The following is a 19,062-nucleotide window of genomic DNA, read 5'->3' as shown; positions in this document are numbered from 1 at the left end:
ATTAGGAAACAAAGCTTATGCACGATAACCATAAAAAGAGAACTGTAATAGTTTTCATATTGCTGATCATTCTGGTGATCGCGGGGCTTTTGATTAACATCTGCATCGGCAGTACAAGCATCAGCTTAAGTGATGTGCTTAAGTCGGTTTTTAAAGGAAATGCAGATGCCAAGACCGCCAATATCATCATGAATATCAGAATTCCAAGAACGGTCATGACACTTTTCCTTGGTGGAGCGCTGGCTGTATCGGGCTTCCTTCTTCAGACATATTTTGCCAATCCCATAGCGGGACCATATATCCTGGGAATTTCCTCGGGAGCAAAGATGGCAGTTGCGGTGACACTTATTTTTATAGTGGGAAGTACAGGCTATTCCTCCGGACTTATGCTTATCGTATCAGCGTTCGTGGGAGCGCTGATATCAACCGGATTCATTATACTGATATCATCTAAGATTAAAAACATGGCAGCTCTTCTTGCAGCCGGAATAATGGTGGGATATATATGCAGCGCCATCACGGATTTTCTGATAGCCTTTGCGGATGATTCGGATATTGTGAATCTCCATGGCTGGTCTCAGGGAAGCTTTTCCGGAGCCAACATGAACGGAGTAAGGTATTCGGTAGTCGTTGTAGTAATAGCGCTTGTATTATCGATGATGCTAAGTAAGAGTCTTGATGCTCTGAGGCTTGGTGAGACCTACGCGAAAAGTGTAGGAGTAAATGTAAAGGTGTGCAGGATCTGCATAATACTTTTATCAAGTCTGCTTGCAGCCTGTGTTACTGCCTTTGCAGGACCGGTATCCTTTATAGGAATAGCTGTTCCGTTCCTTATGAGGCAGTCATTAAAATCATCAAAGCCTATTATTCTTATTCCGTCATCCTTCCTCGCAGGCTCTGTATTTTGTACGTTCAGTGACCTTTTGGCGAGGGTGATGTTTGCTCCCATGGAGCTTAATATTTCAGCGGTGACATCACTGTTTGGTGCACCGATAGTAATTTTCATGATCATCAGGAGAAATAAAAACCATGGAGCTTCTTAAAGTAATAGCAGGCTATGGGAAAAATATAATAATAAACGGCGCTGAGGCTAAGCTCCAAAAGGGTGAGATCATTTCTCTTATAGGCCCAAACGGCGGCGGAAAATCAACGCTTCTTAAGACCATCTCAGGTCAGCTCCGTCTTCTTGGAGGAACAGTTCACATCGGAGAGGATGACATTAAAAGCATTTCACTTAAGGATTTGTCTGAGAGACTTTCAATCGTAACAACGGAGAGGGTTAAGCCGGAGCTGATGAGCTGCTTTGATGTCGTAATGTCAGGAAGACTTCCCTATACAGGAAGCTTTGGCTCCTTTTCAGAGGCTGACTATGAAGCAGGAAATAGAGCTTCGACTTTAATGAAAATAGATAAGCTAAAGGAAAAGCCCTTCGAAGCACTTAGCGATGGACAAAAGCAGAGAACTCTCATTGCGAGAGCGATATGCCAGGAGCCTTGGTACCTTATTATGGATGAGCCTACATCCTATCTTGATATCAGGTACAGGATGGAGCTTCTGGAGGTTTTGAAGGAGCTTTCGGATAAGGGCATAACAATAATAATTTCACTTCATGAGCTTGATCTTGCGCTGGAGATATCATCAAGAGTTCTCCTTATAGACGGCGAGGGTAAGGTGATCGTTGAGAGTCCGCAGGACGTTCTCGAAAAGGGAATGATTAAGGATCTGTATCGCCTTACAGATGATATGTACGAGAAGGTAAAGGCTCAGCTGCAGTACAGTCTGAAAGGGGCAGAAAAGGCTTCGGACGAAAATATTGAGAAAGCTTCAGATAAGCCTTCGGGGAATGTACGTCACTCATCATATTTTCTTAATAAGGAGTGTGAGTACTATCCCTGTCATAACCTTCCGGAGGAGTGCTTTAGCTGCATGTTCTGTTATTGTCCGCTTTACGATATGAAGGACTGTGGTGGCGAATATACCTACACGGAAAAGGGAGCCAAGAACTGTAAAAATTGTACCTTTCCTCATGACAGGAACAACTACGGCAAGGTGATAAAAAAGCTAAAGGAAAAGATGTATGGAGACCGCTGAATTTAAAAACTACAAATTCATATGCTTTACCGATGCCGGCTGTGAGCTCATGAAAAGGACAGTGGCAGCTCTTTGCGAAAATGAAGATGTTAATGAAAATGTCATAGTAAGTAAGGTAAATGACCTTAAAGATTGGACCGCTTCCAATTTTCAAAAGGGGAACACTCTGGTATTCATTGGTGCCATGGGAATAGCAGTAAGGGCAATAGCGCCTTTCGTTAAGGACAAGACCACTGATCCTGCGGTGATCGTTATTGATGAAAAGGGGCATTATGTTATTCCTGTTTTATCGGGGCACATCGGAGGCGGCGTTGAGTATTCAAAGCGCCTTGCCGAGATTGTCAGCGGAGAGGCTGTAATTACTACCGCCACTGATGTTGAAGGGCTCTTTGCAGTAGATGTTTTTGCGAAGGACCATGACATGGTCATATCCGACATGAAGAAGGCAAAGGAGTTTTCAGCAGGACTTTTGAGAAATAAAATCGCCACATATTATGTGGATGAATATTTTGAAGAATATTTAAAGCTTGCGACAATTCAGGCTGAACTTAGAAAGGTACATTGCATTGGTGATAACCCCGATATGATAATTACGCCTGCGAAGACTACAGGAAAAATATTGCAGCTGATTCCAAAATGCCTTGTCGTCGGCATGGGCTGCAAAAAGGGAACAGATGCAGATAAGCTGTGTGAATTTTGCAAAGAATACCTGGGGGAAGCAGGTTTTGATATACGCTCTGTGAAGGCAGTTACTTCCATAGATATCAAGGAAAAGGAGCTGGGACTAATTGAGCTTTCAAAGAGATTAAATGCAGAGTTTGTGACTTTCTCTGCCGAAAAGCTTATGGAACAGGAGGGAGATTTTTCATCCTCTGATTTTGTAAAAAACATCACCGGAGCTGACAATATCTGTGAGCGCTCCGTGATGGCTTATGGCTGCGAAAAGCTCCTTATAAAGAAAAGGTCGCAGGATGGAATGACCTTAGCTGTGGGGATAAAAAGATATGAGTAATGGAAAGATTTATATAGTCGGAATTGGTCCCGGGAAAATGGAGGGCATGACAAAAGCTGCCTTTAAGGCTCTTGAGGAAAGTCAGTATATAGCAGGCTACACCGTGTACTGCGACCTTGTAAGAGACTATTTAAAGGATAAGGAATACATCGAAACACCCATGACCGGGGAGGAAAAGAGAGTAACTCTTGCCTTCGAAAAGGCTGCGGAAGGAAAAAATGTTTCAATTATCTGCAGCGGAGATGCAGGAGTATATGGCATGGCAGGCCTTGCCTGTGCCAAGGCTCCCTACTATGAAGACGTTGAGATAAAGGTGATACCCGGAGTTACAGCGGCTTTAAGCGGAGCAGCGCTTCTCGGAGCACCGCTTATTCATGATTTTTGCGTAATAAGCCTGAGCGATCGCCTTACCCCAATGGAGATAATAGAAAAGAGACTTCGCCTGGCTGCACAGGCTGATATGGCGATAGCAATCTATAACCCTGAGAGTAAATCAAGAAGCGGGTACCTTGCTCATGCCTGCGAAATCTTAGAGGAAGTAATTGAACCTGCGAGAGTATGCGGAATTGCAAGGAATATAGGACGCGATGGTGAGGAGTGTGAGATCACAACGCTCGAAAAACTAAAGACCATAGATGCAGACATGTTTTCTACGGTTTTTATAGGCAATTCTTCTACAAAAAATGTTGGCGGATTTATGGTTACGGCAAGAGGATATAAGAGTGAAAAGTAAGGTCTTGATATTTGGCGGAACAACTGAAGGAAGAGAACTGGCAGAGCTTTTAGACAGAGCTATGATACCTCATGCGGTAAGCGTTGCTACTGAGTATGGCGAGGAGATAGAGGAAAACGCAGGAGAAAAAAATCTCTTTGTCGGAAGACGTAATGCGTCAGAAATGGCAGATATCATGCGTGATGGAGGCTTTGGCATTGTTGTGGATGCAACCCATCCCTTTGCTACAGGGGCATCGGAGGAAATACGAAAAGCTTCCATAGAGGCAGGCGTTAAATATCTTAGACTTTCAAGAGATACAGCATCAGGCTCTGAATATGGAGAAGATGTATTTGGTGTTTTAAATCTTGATGAAGCAGCAGGAAAGCTTATGGAAATCGGAGGCTCAGTACTTGTTCTTACAGGCAGTAAGGAGCTTAAGAACCTCACGTCAAAGCTTGGCAGTAATATCAATATCTATGCAAGAGTTCTGCCCAATGAGGACAGTCTTCAAAAATGCAAAGAGGCTGGACTTTCTGGGAGACAGATAATTGCTATGCAGGGGCCCTTTTCAAAGCAGATGAATATTGCGCTCATAGAGGAGACAGGCGTGGATGCCATTTTGACTAAGGAGAGCGGACAGACAGGCGGTTTTGCAGAAAAGCTCCAGGCAGCAAAGGAATGCGGGATAAAGACCATAGTGATAAGAAATCCCGAGAGTGTTTCAGAAAACAGTGACGGAAAAAGCATGTCTGAAATAATCAGGGAGATTGAAAAAGAGACAGGTGCCCTGGTACGAACAATTACTGTTGCGGGAATGGGACCGGGAGATGAAAAACTGTTCACGGTAGACATCAGAAGAGCCATTCAAGGCGCAGATATTATTTTCGGAGCAGCCACTGTTACTGCTGCATTTAGAGAACTGACAGGAACAAAAACACCCACAAAAGATATATACAGAGGGGAAGAGATTCTTGAATTTCTGGATGAGCATACTGAGTATATGAGACCCCTTGTAATCTACTCAGGTGACATCAGCTTATGCAGCGGAGCAATTAAGGCTACCGAGGTTTTTGAGAAGGCGGGCTACAGGGTAGAACGTATACCCGGGATATCATCGGTTACTCTTTTTGCTGAGAGACTCCGCATAGATCTACAGAATTGCAGCATCCTAAGTGCTCATGGAAAGGATGCCAATGTCACAGGGCATGCCATGAAAAACGAAAGGCTTATCGCTCTTACGTCAGGGTATAAGCATGCTTTGGAGATTGCAGATAAGCTCCCTGAAAACATGAAGGTAGTTCTTGGATACGAGCTTGGTAGTAAGGATGAAGAGATAATTGTTATTAAGGATAGCGCTGAGAAAGAAGCTTCAAAATGCGAGATACCTGATAGTAATATAAAGGACTACACCGGAAGGTGCCTGTTATACATTGAGAATCCGGAGGCTTATACAAATTCTGTTTATCCTGCCATTGGTGATAATGAATTCATAAGAGGGAAGGTCCCTATGACCAAGGAGGAAATACGATCCTTCTCGATCAGAAAGCTTGGCCTTACGGCAGAATCGATTCTCTACGATATAGGTGCAGGAACGGGCTCAGTCTCAATAGAAGCTGCTCTGGTTCATCCTGATATAAAGGTGTATTCCATCGAGAAAAAGCCTGAGGCCATAGAGCTTCTTAATAAAAACCGAAGGAAATTCCATGCGGATAATATGGAGATAATAGAGGGCACAGCACCTGATGCGATGGATGGACTTCCCGCGCCAACGCATGCTTTTATAGGTGGAAGCAACGGCAATATGAAGGAGATTATAGAAAAGGTCAGGGCTTTAAATGAGGAGGCAAAGATAGTTATTAACTGCCTTACACCCCAGACCTTGTCGGAGGTTATGGATATAGTAGCTACCTACGAAAATATTACTCCTGAGATAACACAGATTAGTGCCACAAGGTTTAAAAAGGCAGGAAGCTACGATCTTCCTGATGCCCAGAACCCTGTATATATAATTTCTTTTTGAGTATTTGATGATTTAAAACTAATAACATTTTTATCGGAGAAAAACATTGAACAGTAACAAACAAGTGCCGGGAATACTTATAGCGGCTCCCGGAAGTGGAAGCGGCAAGACACTTATTACCTGCGCACTTTTACAAATATTAAAAAGACATGGATACAGGCCGGCATCCTTTAAATGCGGACCTGATTATATAGACCCCATGTTTCATAAGAGAGTGCTGGACCTTCCTTCAAGAAATCTTGATGTCTATCTGGCAGGGGAAAGAGGACTTGTATCATGTCTCGAAAAGGGTATGGCAGATTCTGATATCGCTGTGATAGAAGGCGTGATGGGATTTTTCGATGGGATAAGTGCCACATCTACTAAAGGTTCATCCTATGACATCGCGGGGATTACAGGCATTCCTGCCATACTTGTTGTTAACGCAAGAGGTATGAGTAAATCCATTATTCCGCTTATAAAGGGTTTTGTGGATTACGGTGATGGTAAGCGGATTAAGGGCGTTATCCTTAATAACATTTCCGCCATGCTGGCAGAGAAGATCAGGGATGATATCTATGAGGAAACAGGTGCCCCTGTAATTGGACACCTTCCTGTAATGAAGGATGTGGCATTTGAGAGCAGACACCTGGGACTCGTTATGCCAAATGAGATAGCAGATGTCCTTGATAAGATAGAGCGGGTAGCTGATGAGTTTGAAAAGAGCCTTGATATTATGCAGCTCCTTGATATGGCAAAGTGCAACCTGAGCATAGATAAAGACAGTGCTGATCATGATCAGAGTGATGATTTACTAGAAAAAACAGAAGTGTTTAGGCAAACGCATGAGCCTGTCCGGGTTGGTGTTGCAATGGATGAAGCCTTCTGTTTTTACTACGAGGATAACCTTGATCTGTTAAGAGAGCTTGGGGCTGAGATTGTTCCCTTTTCACCAATACATGATGAGAGAATACCTGATGTTTCAAAGCTGATACTTGGAGGCGGATACCCTGAGCTTTATGCTAAGGAATTATCGGAAAATGTCTCTATGCTTGAGAGTATCAGAAACGCAGCAAATAATGGAATGCCGATTTTGGCAGAGTGCGGAGGGTTCCTCTATCTGCAAAAGAAAATGGCAGACGCTGGCGGTGAGAGCTATGATATGGCTGGCATTTTTCAAGGCGAGGCTCACATGACAACATCTCTTAAGCACTTCGGATACGTGGGAGTAACTGCAGAAAAAGATAATCCATATCTAAATTCAGGCGAGACCATAAGGGGACATGAATTCCACTATTACGACACAAGTGACAACGGAGATATATGTGCTATTAAAAAGCCTGTGGGTGACAGGCACTGGCAGGGCTACAGATTAAATGAGAATGTATTTGGCGGCTTCGCGCACCTCTATTATCCGTCATGCCCTGAATTTATATTTAGATTCCTGGAGAGATAAATACCAAATGACCATTACCAAAAAGGAAGACATTTTTCAAATAAAAATAGATAAACCTGTTGAAAAGGCAGCCTTAAGTGCAAAGGCAGCTTTTAACAGTATAGCTAAGCCTCTTGACGGACTTGGTGACTTTGAGGAGCTTATCTGTGACATAGCAAAGGTGCAGGGAACAGAGGACATAAACATAAGTAAACGCGCAGCCATCATCATGTGTGCGGATAACGGAATCGTTGAGGAGGGAGTTTCCCAGAGCGGCAAGGAGATTACACTTTCAGTTGCGAGGGCGCTGTCAAATGGGATCAGCTCAGCCTGCACACTTGCGAAATCTGCCGGAGTGGATGTCATACCTGTAGATATAGGAATAGATACAGATGAAAAGCTAGAGGGCGTAAGGAACTATAAGATTGCTAATGGAACTAAGAATTTTCTTAAAGAGCCTGCCATGTCCGAGGAGGAGCTGTGCAGAGCAATTGAAACCGGCATAACTCTTACAAAGGAATTATCAGAGCAAGGCTATAAGCTTCTTGTTACAGGAGAGATGGGAATTGGTAACACCACAACCTCAACTGCGGTTATTGCAGCCGCATTAGATATAGACAGTGATGAGATAACAGGAAGAGGAGCGGGAATAGATGACAATGGACTATCCCGTAAAAAAGAGGTCATAAAAAAGGGCCTTGAGAAATACCGCTTCGATGAAATAAGTGATGAAAAGGAAAGAGCCTTTAAGATACTGCAGAGTGTTGGCGGCCTTGATATAGCGGGAATGACAGGTATTGTTATAGGCGGAGCCATGTATCATGTGAGCATAGTTCTTGATGGGCTTATAAGCTCCACCGCTGCAGTTATCGCAGACATGCTTGTTCCTGGAGTAAGAGATTACCTTATTGCATCACATGCAGGAAGAGAAAAGGGGAATCTCATGGCACTTGATAAGCTGGGACTTAAGCCATATATGAACGGCAGCATGGCACTTGGTGAAGGAACGGGAGCGATAATGCTTTTTCCTTTGATCGATACAGTCTGCGATTTTTATAAAAAAGCAGCGAGATTTGAAGACTACAACATGGAAGAATATAAGAGGTATTCCTGATGATAGTGCTAATACTTGGAACGCCTGACAGCGGGAAATCCCTAAAGGCGGAGAGCCTTATTACAGAGATGTCTGAGGGCGGCGAAATACTATATGTCGCAACGATGATACCCTACGGAAAAGAGGGTGAGGAGCGCATCGCCCGCCACAGGAAAATGAGAGAAGGCAAGGGATTTATAACTATGGAATGCCCTACAGAAGTAGACAGACTTATAGATGACATAGACAGTCTTGAAGAGAAAAATATTCTTCTTGAATGTATGTCTAATCTTGTGGGAAATGAGATGCATTCTGAATCAAATAACGATTTGTCACAGGAAGAACTATCGGACAGGATAATTACAGAGACTATGATGCTTGGTGAAAAAAGCAAGAATCTTGTTATCGTATCCAACAGTTTTCCTGAGGATGATCCTCTTTACGATGAGGATACAAGACGATATGTGAAGCTTGTAAATAAGGTGAATGTTTTTTTAAAGGAAAAGTCAGATAAGACAATAGAGCTGACTGATGGAGAGTGGATAATAAGTGGGAATCTTTAAAAGTATAATAATTGCATTTTCATTATATTCAAGAATTCCGATGCCGGTTTTTACCTGGCAGGAAAAAGATATGAAGCATACCATAAGCGCACTTCCGCTTATAGGAGCTGTTATCGGTGGCCTTTCCTATGGAGTGTTCAGGATTTCTATGGCCTTTGATATTCCGGTGTTTTGCCTTACCTTGTTTCTCTCTGTATTGCCACTTATAGTGACCGGTGGCTTTCACATGGACGGCTTTATGGATGTGCAGGATGCAAAGAACTCATATCAGGATAAAGAGAAAAAGCTTGAGATCATGAAGGATCCTCACATAGGAGCCTTTGCCGTAATAAGTGTTTCTATCTTTGGGATGATCTGGCTCTCGTTTTTTTACCTGCTGTTATCAAAATCACTTGAAAAGGGAGATTATAAATATCTGTTTATTTATATGGCTTCATTTTTCTTTGTAAGAGCAATTTGCGGACTTACAAGTATCATTTTTGATAAGGCAAAAAAGTTTGGAATGTTAAACACAGAGACTAACAGCACGGGCAGCGTTGATAAAGTAATTCTTTTACTAGAAGCGCTTTGCGGAATAGGGAGCTTCTTATATTTTGATATCAAGGCAGGAATAGTATGCGCTACAGCACTTGCGCTTTTTACTGTTTTTTATAAGCACATGTGCAACAAGGAGTTTGGCGGAGTAACCGGAGATACTGCAGGGTACTTTGTGTGTATGGGCGAAGGCATAACCGTGATATGCCTAGCTGTTCTTAGCATAATTTTTTAAAGGCGAAGGAAATATGAAATACCATTTAATGGCTTTTGCAATAGGCTTTCTGATGGATCAGATAATTGGAGATCCTATGAATTTTCCTCATCCCATAAGGCTTATCGGGAATCTGATCCATTTTCTTGATGAAAAGCTTCTGGGGGATATAAAGGATAAAAAGCGAAACGAAAAATCAGAATTTTTAAAAGGAATACTACTTTGTATAGTAGTTATCACTGCTGTGATCCTGGTGACGGGCACTATCATGTTTGCATCATATAAGCTTCATCCATATCTGGGCGTTGCCATAGAGGCGATTCTTACCTGCTACATACTTGCAGCTAAGAGCCTCAGGGATGAGAGCATGAAGGTATATGATGCCCTTGAAAATAAGACCATAGAGGACGCCAGATATGCGGTATCCATGATAGTGGGACGAGATACGGCGGTGTTGGATGAAAAGGGAATAACCAAGGCAGCGGTTGAGACTGTTGCGGAGAACACCTCGGATGGAGTGATTGCACCGCTCATCTATACATTTATAGGCGGACCGGTTCTGGGCTTTGCCTACAAGGCTGTAAATACCATGGATTCCATGGTGGGCTATCACAATGACAGATATGAGCATTTTGGCACAGCTGCAGCAAGACTCGATGACGTCGTTAATTTCCTTCCTGCAAGAATAAGTGGGCTTCTGATGATTCTGGCTGCTTTTATAAGCGGGCCGGAATACAGCGGAAAAGGCGCTTACAGAATTTTCAAAAGAGACAGGTTCAACCATAAGAGCCCCAATTCCGCACAGACTGAGGCTGCCTGCGCAGGAGCACTATCTATCAGGCTTGCGGGAGATGCCAGGTACTTTGGCAAAATTGTGAAAAAGCCATTTATAGGCGATGATGTCAGACCAGTTGAAACAAAAGATATTAAGCGTGCATGCAGACTTATGTTTAATACTGAGTATCTTTGCATGGCAATATTATTATTACTTGGAGTGATCTATGTTACATGGCGGTGAGATATACGGACAAAAAATAGCATACGACTTCTCAGTGAATCTTAATCCTTATCCGTGTCCTGAGCAGGTAAAGAGGGCAGTTATTTATGCTGCTGAAAAAGTAGACCTGTACCCTGATATTCAGCAGACTGCGTTTAGAAAAGCGGTTGCTGCATCTGAAGGCTGTGACCTTAGCTATGAAAATATCATAGGAGGTAATGGTGCGTCGGAGCTTCTCGTATCGGCTCTTAGATACATAAATCCGAAGAGAGCTTTAATGCCCGTTCCGTCTTTTTACGGATACAGACATGCGCTTAATATGCTTGATAGATGTGTCACGGAGACTTACTTATTATCAGAGCAAAATGATTATGCATTGGATGAAGGCTTTATAGAAAAAATAACTGATGACATCGACGCAGTAATTATCGCAAATCCTAACAATCCAACTGGCAGATGCATAGATGAAAAGCTTCTTGACGCCATTATAAAAAAGTGTGTAAGTACAAATACGTTTCTTGTAATAGATGAGTGCTTCTTAAAGCTCTCATGTGGCAACAGCGCAAAAAGATACATAGGCTGTGTTCCTAAGCTTATTGTAATAGATGCGTATACAAAGCTATTCTCGATTCCGGGTGTCCGTGTTGGTTATGCCATCGCTGATGAGAAGGATATAACAGGTATAAGAAGATATTTACCTGAATGGAATCTGTCTGTCTTTGCAGAGAAGGCCGGTATCATCTGTGCGCAGATTTTAATGGATGATTCATACGTGGAGAAATCCCTTGAGATGATACGAAAAGGAAGAGAACAGTTATGTAATGGATTTAATGCTCTTGATATGAAGGTGTATAAATCCTATACTAATTTCATACTTATTAAATCAAATAGAAATCTTCAGGATGTTCTTTTGGAACATGGTATTCTTGTCCGCGATTGCAGTAATTTTGAAGGATTATCAAAAGGCTACTACCGCGTTGCAGTTAAGGATGAAGAGAATAATCAGCGACTTTTAGATGCATGTAAATAAAATTTAGGAGGGGGACATGGCTAAAGAAGTTGAGAGTGAATTCAGGTTATTACCTGAGGAGGCAGTAATTTTAAGAAATGACAAGGTTGGAACAGGATCATCAATTCTTCCTGTCAGGAGCGATGAGCTTGTTCTTACCAATCAGGCGTTAATCCACATCAAAAAAGAATTATTCGGAAAGGTAAAAGAGGACGAAGTGGTGGTATGTCCGTTCTGCGGAACAAGCAATAAGATGAGAGCTTGCTAAAATCTATAACAATCATAAATATAATTGCTTGGAGCAAAGAGTATATCTATTGCAAAGGGCCAGAGCTATAAGGTAAAGGCTTCTGTTAAACTTGAGGATAAGGGCAAAAAGCAGCTCTCAAATAACCATGCTCCCAAGCTTAGATATAGATCAACAAACTCCGCTGTGGCTGCAGTCGATAAGAAGGGTAACATAACCGGAATTGCTGCCGGAACCTGCGATGTCTATGTTTATGCTAAAAATGGAATTGCGAAGAAATTAACCGTTACGGTTACTGAATAAAAAAACTAATGGATGGGATTTTATATGGAACAAAAAAGAATTGAAGGGCTATGGGACTGTGTATTCTGTGGCACTAAGGGTATTCGTGCGCGTTTTGACACCTGCCCTAATTGTGGTAAGCCAAGAGGAATAGATACCTTATTCTATTTACCCGATGATATTGAGTCTGCAGAGCTTACTAAAGAGGAAGCTGCAAAGACAACGAATGAGCCGGATTGGCTTTGTGAATATTGCGATCACTATAATAGATCTGATGTAGCTGTGTGTCAAAAATGTGGTGCTCCAAGAACTGGCGCTAAGAAAAACTACGGAACTCTGCATCATCTTACGGGGAAGTTTTAAATAGTGTTTTTGGGGATTATTTGTTAGTATTAAAGAACTATGTTTTTTAATCTAAGAAAAATAACAAAAGATAACAGAAGATAAAAAACAATAACAGATAATAACAAAAGATAACAGAAGATAAAAAATAATAACAGATAATAACAAAAGATAAAAAATAGTAGATCCTATATCGAATGATAGGAAAGGAGTTTTAAATGGCTAAGCAGCTGGTGGCAGATCTTTATGGCTGCGGAGAGATTATAGATGATCCCAAGCGGATCGTGGAGGCCGCGCATACGGCTATCGAATATGTAGGGGCTGGTATCGTGGAGGAATGTGTTCACGAATTTGAGCCCATAGGAGTTACCTATTTTGCTGTTATAACTACTTCACATTTTTCAGTGCATACGTGGCCGGAGTACGGCTATGCTGCCATAGATATCTTTTCATGCTCAGATACTGTGGTGGATGGAATTGCTGAGAAGCTTAAGGAATTGTTTGAGGCAAAGCAGGTTAAAGTAAAGGTTATTGAAAGGGATATAAGTGCAGGCGGTATAGAGCCTGAGGGAATAGAGAAATGAACATAAGAGTTGGATCCAAACTACAGATTAGTAATCTGGAAGCCTATGTCATCGGAGAGGTTACATACAAAAATACTGAGGATGGCAATAAGAGGTGGACAGAATACAGACTAAAAACAAAGCATGGAGAGCGATGGCTTTCAATCGATGATGTGTATAAAGAGTATACACTGTCATGGCCGGAGAATGGAGTTCGCGGAAGAGTAGGCCCTGAGTGGCACGAGGTGGATAAGGGCCATCAGGTTGTAGTTCACGCATCAGGAGATGTGGATGTTGAGAGCGGAGATGAAGCTGACTTCGTTGAGTTTGAGGACGCATCCGAAGATAATACACTCTCTGTGGAAATATGGGATGACGGAACAGAGTATTCCAAGGGAGTATACCTTGATAAGAGTGACATCAGGGTTGTTGGCTATGAAAAGCCAAAGGTGAATTTAGTAAGCGGTGACAAATTTGGTCTTTATATGATGGTAGCTTTCATTGTCTTTGGAATTTTTGCCAGTCTTATTGATTATATTCCGGCACCTGTGAAGCAGATCAGTAAGTATATAAAATCCAATACCAATTATGCTTATGTAACCTCGATAACCGGCAATCAGGATCAAAAGGCGGATGTTTACGAATATAAAGTTAGTGGTGTTACGACGGACACCATCGCAAAGGACATCATAGATGGTGTAGAGGGAGAGACCGAATCCGTTACGCAGCAGGATGACATACTTAATCACAGCATTGCTATAGTTACCAAAAAGGAATACTGCCTCCTGTATCATCCCGATGATGATACCAACAGGGTTTACGTTCAGATATCACCCAGAAAGTACAACTATACATCTGACAATTCGCCCTATAGGAGCTCTGATTCGACCACACACTGGTACAGGAGTCATTACTATAACTCCAGCTATGCTAAGGACAGTACAAGCTATAAGAGAACGCCCTCTGCCTACAGCACCTATAGTGGCGACACCATTCACAATATAGGTAATGGCTATTTTGACAGCTATTCATCTTCGGTAAGGCAGCGAAGCATCAATGCCAGACGATCTTCAGGCGGCGGCATGGGCGGCGGTAAATAAGAAAGAAAATAAATCTTGGAGGATTAAAAATATGGTAGCACTTGAAACATTTGTATATCTCGCAATAGGACTTGCAGTAATGATCATAGGTCATTTCATCATAGACCTTTTGATTCCTGTTGATTTTCCTAGGGAAATCCATGAAGGCAACAAGGCAGTAGGCTGGGTATCAGCAGGCATTTATGCAGGCCTTGGATTCATTATTCGTTCAGCGATCATTTCCTTTGATATTTCAGAGTCGCAGGATCTTATGAGCGGTGCCATAAGCACAGGAATGTTTGCAGGCATCGGCGTGGCAGCATTACTTATCGGTTACTTCGTTGTTGATCTTGTAAACAGAAAGTTCAACTTTGGAGTAGAGCTTAAAGAAAAAAATGAAGCAGCCGGCATTATGATCTTTGGTATCTTTATGGGTGTTGCTTTCATCGTGAGCGGTGTAATTCAGTAATCTTAGGAAGGCGTTTTTAATGAGTAGCAAGTATAGACTTCTGATGCTGACGACCCTGATAATATCAGGGTGTTCGATGTGCTACGAGCTTATTATCAGCGCAGTTAGTTCTTACCTTTTGGGAAACAGTACGCTTCAGTACTCGGTGACAATCGGCCTTTACATGGCTTCACTGGGAATAGGCTCGTACATTTCCAAATATTTTTCAAAGAATCTATTTAATATATTTGTATCCATTGAGCTTGGAATAGGTGTTATCGGTGGAATCAGTTCCCTTGTGCTTTTCCTTGCAAACATTTACATATCAAACTATGCACTTGTCATGTATATGGAGATCATCATAATCGGAGCCTTTGCCGGCGCTGAGATTCCAATCATGACAAGGATCATCGAGCAGGATGAAAACAACCTTAAGGTTACGCTTTCTTCGATTTTCAGTTTTGACTACATCGGCGGACTTATTGGCTCGATCGCATTTCCGCTTATTCTTTTACCGAAGCTTGGATATTTCGCAACATCCTTTCTTTGCGGCTTTTTAAATATTCTTGCGGCCTTCCTCATCATGTGGAAGTTCGGTGAGAGGGTAGACAGGATAAAGGTATTCAGGACCATGGCAGTTGTGCTTGCGGGACTAATGCTTGTAGGAATGGTGATGGCTGATAATATTTCAGAGTCCATCGAGGGCGGTCTTTACAGAGACAGGGTGATTCTCATCGAGCAGACCCAGTACCAGAAGATAGTAATGACCAAGCACAAGGATGATGTCAGACTTTATATCGATGGGAACTGCCAGTTCTCAACCGAGGACGAATACCGTTACCACGAGGGACTGGTTCATATTCCGATGAATGAAACTAAGAGCAGGGAAAACATACTGATACTTGGTGGCGGCGATGGTCTTGCTGTGAGAGAGGTTTTAAAATATCCAGAGGTCAAAAGGATAGACCTTGTCGATCTTGATTCCGAGATGATAAGGATTTGCAGTACCAACGAGAATATCACCTCTATCAACAGCGGTAGTCTTTTATCTGAAAAGCTGAATATTTTCAATATGGATGCCTATAAGTATCTTGAGACCTGCCAGGATAAATATGATGTCATAATCGTGGACCTTCCGGATCCCAATACTGAGGTGTTAAATAAGCTCTATTCAAATGTGTTTTACAGGATGTGTGGCGGATGCCTTAACGATACGGGAGTTCTTGTGGTTCAGTCCACAAGCCCCTATTATGCGACTAAGGCATTCTGGTGCATAAACAAGACCATTGAGAGCGAGGGTTTTAATGTAAAGGCTTATCATATGCAGGTTCCGGCCTTTGGAGACTGGGGATTTAATATGGCCAGCAGAGGTGTGCTTTCGGAGGAGATATCCTTTGATGTGGATACGAGATACCTTACTGCTGATAATGTATCTGCATTTTTCAAGTTTGGAAAAGACGAAATTGATCAGGACGTGGAAATAAATCATCTTACTAAACCTGTTTTAATGGAATACTATAATAAAGCTGAGGAGCTGTGGAACTAATAGGATATGTTTCACAGCTTTTAGTTTATAAAACTCTAATAATTTGGAGTGTCTTTTTTAATAGTTATTTACATTTTATGGTTTTATAATATAAAGAGGACATTCATGTGAAAGAAAGTTGCAGGCTGTGAAATTTGTTTCTTGAGGGCGGTTGACTATGGTACTATACCTTACCAGCAGTTTCATTCCACATCAGGAACTGGGCTCGTATGAAAAATTAGAGCCCTTAGATAGCTACGGCTTTTTTGAGGATCTTAGAAAAGAATGGCCGGGACCTGCTAACTTTCTTTATGTTCCATGTAATCCCAAAGCGACTGAAGAAAATGAGCATCAGATGAAGCGGGTTCTGGATGCCTTTGAATTTTCAAAGCTTCCGATTAAGGACACAAAGGTTCTGGATGAGAAGTCATCTGCAAAGGCTTGTGTAGATTGGGCAGATGTTATATATCTTGCAGGTGGACATGCGCCTACTCAGCTTAATTTTATGAAGCGTGTTGGCTTAAAGAGTGCTATTTTCGATTTTGGTGGAATTGTTATAGGACTCAGTTCCGGTGCTGCCAACGCTGCCTATTATGTTTATCATATGCCTGAGCGTGAAGGCGAAGCAATGGATCCGAACTTTATCAGATTTACTGATGGTCTCGATCTTACTAATATTCAGATTATTCCCCATAAGGATTATATACAGACTTTGAAGGTTGATGGTCTTAGTCTTGTTGATGACATAATTATTCCCGACAGCTTTGGATGTAAATTCTATTTTATTTCCGATGAGAGCTATTTTAAGGCAAAAGATGGAAGAACCATTTTCAAAGGCAAGGGTGAAATAATAGAGGATGGACTTGTTACACCATTAAAACAAGGCGCAATAGTGCCTTTTATGGGGTATGTGGAGCAGCCTGTCATTAAAACTCTGTTTTCAGAGGGCTATGACATGGTATTCTGCGTTGAAAAGAATGACAAGCGGTGCGAGGTCTATTATCTTAATGATGACCTGAGAAATCTTTTCGTGCAGACACATCTGGAATATAACGAAATATGTGAAAAGCTTGCCCTGACAGTTGTTCCGGAAGAACGGGCATCTTATCTTGATCAGATAAGGCTTCCTGTCATAAAAAGAGAAATGAATAAGAGGGGAGATTACGTTAGAACTATCCATGTTGATACTCCTCTTGGTCGAAGGGCTAAAAACATAAGAGTTAAGGAAGTTCCCGGATATCCTGACTGGTATATGGTCATCTATATAGATATTACTACTATACTGGACCATGACTGGATGACTGATGAGTATGCAAGAACAGGCTTTTTGGATAGGGCTAATGTGTTCCTGGATGAGCTTACAGCTGACGATCATTACTCCCTTGTATACGCCAATGTAAAGGGATTTAAAGCGGTAAATGAGCTGTTTGGCAACCAAAAGGGTGATATGGTTATTATCCAGACAAGGGATGCCCTTAGGAAGCACCTTAAGCCTATGCTCATGGGAAGACTTGAGAGCGACCATTTTGCCGTAATAACAGCGGATGAGAACCTTAATGAAAAGAATTTAAAAATTATGTGCCGACAGGTTTTCAAAGGGGAATCTATGGAGTATACCTTTGAAATTCACTGTGGCATATACCAGATAAATAATCCGACTATTGATATCATGCAGATTATTGCCGGAGCAAAGCTTGCGGAAAAGAGTCTTAGAATCAGCAAAAGAAATATGCTTTTTGCATACTATGATGATTCTATGAAGGAAAACTATGTGAAGCAGCGTTTCCTTCTGTCTGACTTTGAGAGAGCTTTGGCAGACAATGAATTTGAACCCTATTATCAGCCGATAGTAAATGCTAAGACAGGAAAGATAGTAAGTGCCGAGATGCTTATAAGATGGCGTCACAGAGATCTTGGTATGGTATCGCCTGCTGATTTCATTCCGATCATCGAGTCTGAGGGCAAGACATCACTGCTTGATAAATTTATGGTCGAGAGGGGAATCGATTTTATAGAGAAGTGCTTTACACTTGGGAAGAGAGCTGTTCCATGCGCAATAAATCTCTCCAGGGTTGATTTCTATGACACGGCATTTATCGAGAGTCTCTTCGAGTACATAAAGCGTATTGAGCCTGCCATGGTAAGGTTCGAGGTAACAGAGTCTGCTTATGCCGACCTTGAGAGCAAGGCTTTGGAATATCTTGACAAGATGAAGAAGCATGGAATAAATATCCTTCTTGATGACTATGGTAGCGGTATGAGTTCACTGTCCATGCTGGAAACCTTTGACTTTGACATCATCAAGCTTGATATCGGTTTTGTCAGGAAAATAGGAATCAACAAGAAGTCAGAATCAATAATTATCTCCACGATCAAGCTCGCCCACGCAATAGGAGCGAAGGTTACGGCTGAAGGTGTGGAGACTGAAAAGCAGCTGAAGTTCCTGCAGGATGCAGACTGCGATTATATACAGGGATATTATTTCTACAAACCACTGCCGGAGGTATCCTTTGAGAATCTGCTGGATTCCCTGTAAGCTTTAATAATGAGTAAGGACATGAGAAAGGGGCTGTCGCATTAGATGATTAAATCATCTAGGCGATGGCCTTTTTTCAGGCCTAAAAATCGGTACTTATATCTGCTTTCTGCTCATATCTCATATTTTTAGAGTAACTTAATAGTCCGAAGATATCTTCGGATCAGATACAGGAGTTTGATTTTTAAGGATCAAAAATTATGCCGTTTTCTTTAGCTCAAAAAGATGAGTTCCTGTTCGGCCGGCCATGATCTTGTGATGCAGTTTATTGATATCGAATCCGATTGCAAGCAACACGCTTTGTGCAAGAACATTCTTCGTCCCCTTATACAAATATCTTCTGAAGTTCATGTCTTCTTTTACATTTGCAAATGAACC

Annotated in this window: 20 protein-coding genes; 19 read left to right on the top strand and 1 reads right to left on the bottom strand. The window is 41.9% G+C overall.

Annotated elements, in window-relative coordinates; translation table 11 throughout:
- Positions 1-17: 17 nt before the first annotated feature.
- The 19 genes from G587_RS0113175 to G587_RS0113085 all read left to right on the top strand — a co-directional run bounded on the left by G587_RS0113175 (position 18) and on the right by G587_RS0113085 (position 18,684).
- Complete coding sequence (locus G587_RS0113175) at positions 18-1,043, top strand: FecCD family ABC transporter permease (protein ID WP_026492637.1); 1,026 nt, start codon at positions 18-20, stop codon at positions 1,041-1,043.
- On the top strand, positions 1,030-2,091 hold the full coding sequence (locus G587_RS22740; RefSeq protein WP_051201030.1) for an ATP-binding cassette domain-containing protein: 1,062 nt from the start codon (positions 1,030-1,032) through the stop codon (positions 2,089-2,091). The genes G587_RS0113175 and G587_RS22740 overlap by 14 nt, the downstream gene beginning before the upstream one ends.
- Positions 2,078-3,103 carry a cobalt-precorrin 5A hydrolase gene (locus G587_RS22735; RefSeq protein WP_051201029.1) on the top strand — a complete coding sequence of 342 codons (1,026 nt, stop codon included), beginning with the start codon at positions 2,078-2,080 and terminating at the stop codon, positions 3,101-3,103. Before G587_RS22740 ends, G587_RS22735 begins: the two co-directional genes overlap by 14 nt.
- Positions 3,096-3,836 carry a precorrin-3B C(17)-methyltransferase gene (gene cobJ / locus G587_RS0113160; RefSeq protein ID WP_026492636.1) on the top strand — a complete coding sequence of 247 codons (741 nt, stop codon included), beginning with the start codon at positions 3,096-3,098 and terminating at the stop codon, positions 3,834-3,836. Before G587_RS22735 ends, cobJ begins: the two co-directional genes overlap by 8 nt.
- Entirely contained in the window at positions 3,826-5,838 is a 2,013-nt protein-coding gene (gene cobK, locus G587_RS0113155; protein ID WP_026492635.1) for a precorrin-6A reductase, read from the top strand. Before cobJ ends, cobK begins: the two co-directional genes overlap by 11 nt.
- 46 nt (positions 5,839-5,884) lie before the next feature.
- On the top strand, positions 5,885-7,273 hold the full coding sequence (locus G587_RS0113150; RefSeq protein ID WP_026492634.1) for a cobyrinate a,c-diamide synthase: 1,389 nt from the start codon (positions 5,885-5,887) through the stop codon (positions 7,271-7,273).
- Positions 7,274-7,280: 7 nt separating this feature from the next.
- Positions 7,281-8,366 (top strand): nicotinate-nucleotide--dimethylbenzimidazole phosphoribosyltransferase, encoded by a 1,086-nt coding sequence (gene cobT / locus G587_RS0113145; protein WP_026492633.1) that lies wholly within the window; start codon positions 7,281-7,283, stop codon positions 8,364-8,366.
- On the top strand, positions 8,366-8,908 hold the full coding sequence (locus tag G587_RS0113140) for a bifunctional adenosylcobinamide kinase/adenosylcobinamide-phosphate guanylyltransferase (protein ID WP_026492632.1): 543 nt from the start codon (positions 8,366-8,368) through the stop codon (positions 8,906-8,908). The genes cobT and G587_RS0113140 overlap by 1 nt, the downstream gene beginning before the upstream one ends.
- Positions 8,895-9,677 carry an adenosylcobinamide-GDP ribazoletransferase gene (locus G587_RS0113135; RefSeq protein ID WP_026492631.1) on the top strand — a complete coding sequence of 261 codons (783 nt, stop codon included), beginning with the start codon at positions 8,895-8,897 and terminating at the stop codon, positions 9,675-9,677. Before G587_RS0113140 ends, G587_RS0113135 begins: the two co-directional genes overlap by 14 nt.
- Positions 9,678-9,690: 13 nt before the next feature.
- Positions 9,691-10,674: an adenosylcobinamide-phosphate synthase CbiB gene (cbiB, locus tag G587_RS0113130; RefSeq protein ID WP_026492630.1), complete on the top strand. Its 984-nt coding sequence runs from the start codon at positions 9,691-9,693 to the stop codon at positions 10,672-10,674.
- Positions 10,658-11,683, top strand: a complete 1,026-nt coding sequence (locus G587_RS0113125; protein ID WP_026492629.1) for a pyridoxal phosphate-dependent aminotransferase — start codon at positions 10,658-10,660, stop codon at positions 11,681-11,683. Before cbiB ends, G587_RS0113125 begins: the two co-directional genes overlap by 17 nt.
- A gap of 16 nt (positions 11,684-11,699) precedes the next feature.
- Complete coding sequence (locus G587_RS0113120) at positions 11,700-11,930, top strand: hypothetical protein (RefSeq protein ID WP_026492628.1); 231 nt, start codon at positions 11,700-11,702, stop codon at positions 11,928-11,930.
- Between the two features lie 24 nt (positions 11,931-11,954).
- Positions 11,955-12,212, top strand: coding sequence for an Ig-like domain-containing protein (locus G587_RS22730; RefSeq protein ID WP_035786682.1), 258 nt, complete (start codon positions 11,955-11,957; stop codon positions 12,210-12,212).
- A gap of 24 nt (positions 12,213-12,236) precedes the next feature.
- Positions 12,237-12,554 carry a hypothetical protein gene (locus G587_RS0113110; protein WP_026492627.1) on the top strand — a complete coding sequence of 106 codons (318 nt, stop codon included), beginning with the start codon at positions 12,237-12,239 and terminating at the stop codon, positions 12,552-12,554.
- Positions 12,555-12,751: 197 nt separating this feature from the next.
- Positions 12,752-13,117, top strand: coding sequence for an adenosylmethionine decarboxylase (gene speD / locus G587_RS0113105; RefSeq protein WP_026492626.1), 366 nt, complete (start codon positions 12,752-12,754; stop codon positions 13,115-13,117).
- Positions 13,114-14,196, top strand: a complete 1,083-nt coding sequence (locus G587_RS24550; RefSeq protein WP_026492625.1) for a DUF4178 domain-containing protein — start codon at positions 13,114-13,116, stop codon at positions 14,194-14,196. The genes speD and G587_RS24550 overlap by 4 nt, the downstream gene beginning before the upstream one ends.
- Positions 14,197-14,227: 31 nt before the next feature.
- Entirely contained in the window at positions 14,228-14,644 is a 417-nt protein-coding gene (locus G587_RS0113095; RefSeq protein ID WP_026492624.1) for a DUF350 domain-containing protein, read from the top strand.
- Positions 14,645-14,663: 19 nt separating this feature from the next.
- The gene (locus tag G587_RS0113090; RefSeq protein ID WP_026492623.1) at positions 14,664-16,169 is read left to right on the top strand and encodes a polyamine aminopropyltransferase; all 1,506 of its coding nucleotides are present in this window, start codon (positions 14,664-14,666) and stop codon (positions 16,167-16,169) included.
- Between the two features lie 157 nt (positions 16,170-16,326).
- A complete protein-coding gene (locus G587_RS0113085) occupies positions 16,327-18,684 on the top strand; it encodes an EAL domain-containing protein (RefSeq protein ID WP_026492622.1) in 2,358 nt (785 codons plus the stop codon).
- Positions 18,685-18,882: 198 nt separating this feature from the next.
- On the opposite strand, the gene G587_RS25890 is transcribed toward G587_RS0113085, so the two are convergent.
- The coding region (locus tag G587_RS25890) for a transposase (protein ID WP_026491028.1) at positions 18,883-19,062 on the bottom strand (180 nt) is incomplete at its 5' end.

It is taken from the genome of Butyrivibrio sp. XPD2002 (genome assembly GCF_000423945.1).
Classification (GTDB): Bacteria; Bacillota; Clostridia; order Lachnospirales; family Lachnospiraceae; genus Butyrivibrio.
The sequence above is the reverse complement of the archived record's forward strand: the minus strand, read 5'-3'. Positions and strand labels throughout refer to the sequence as shown.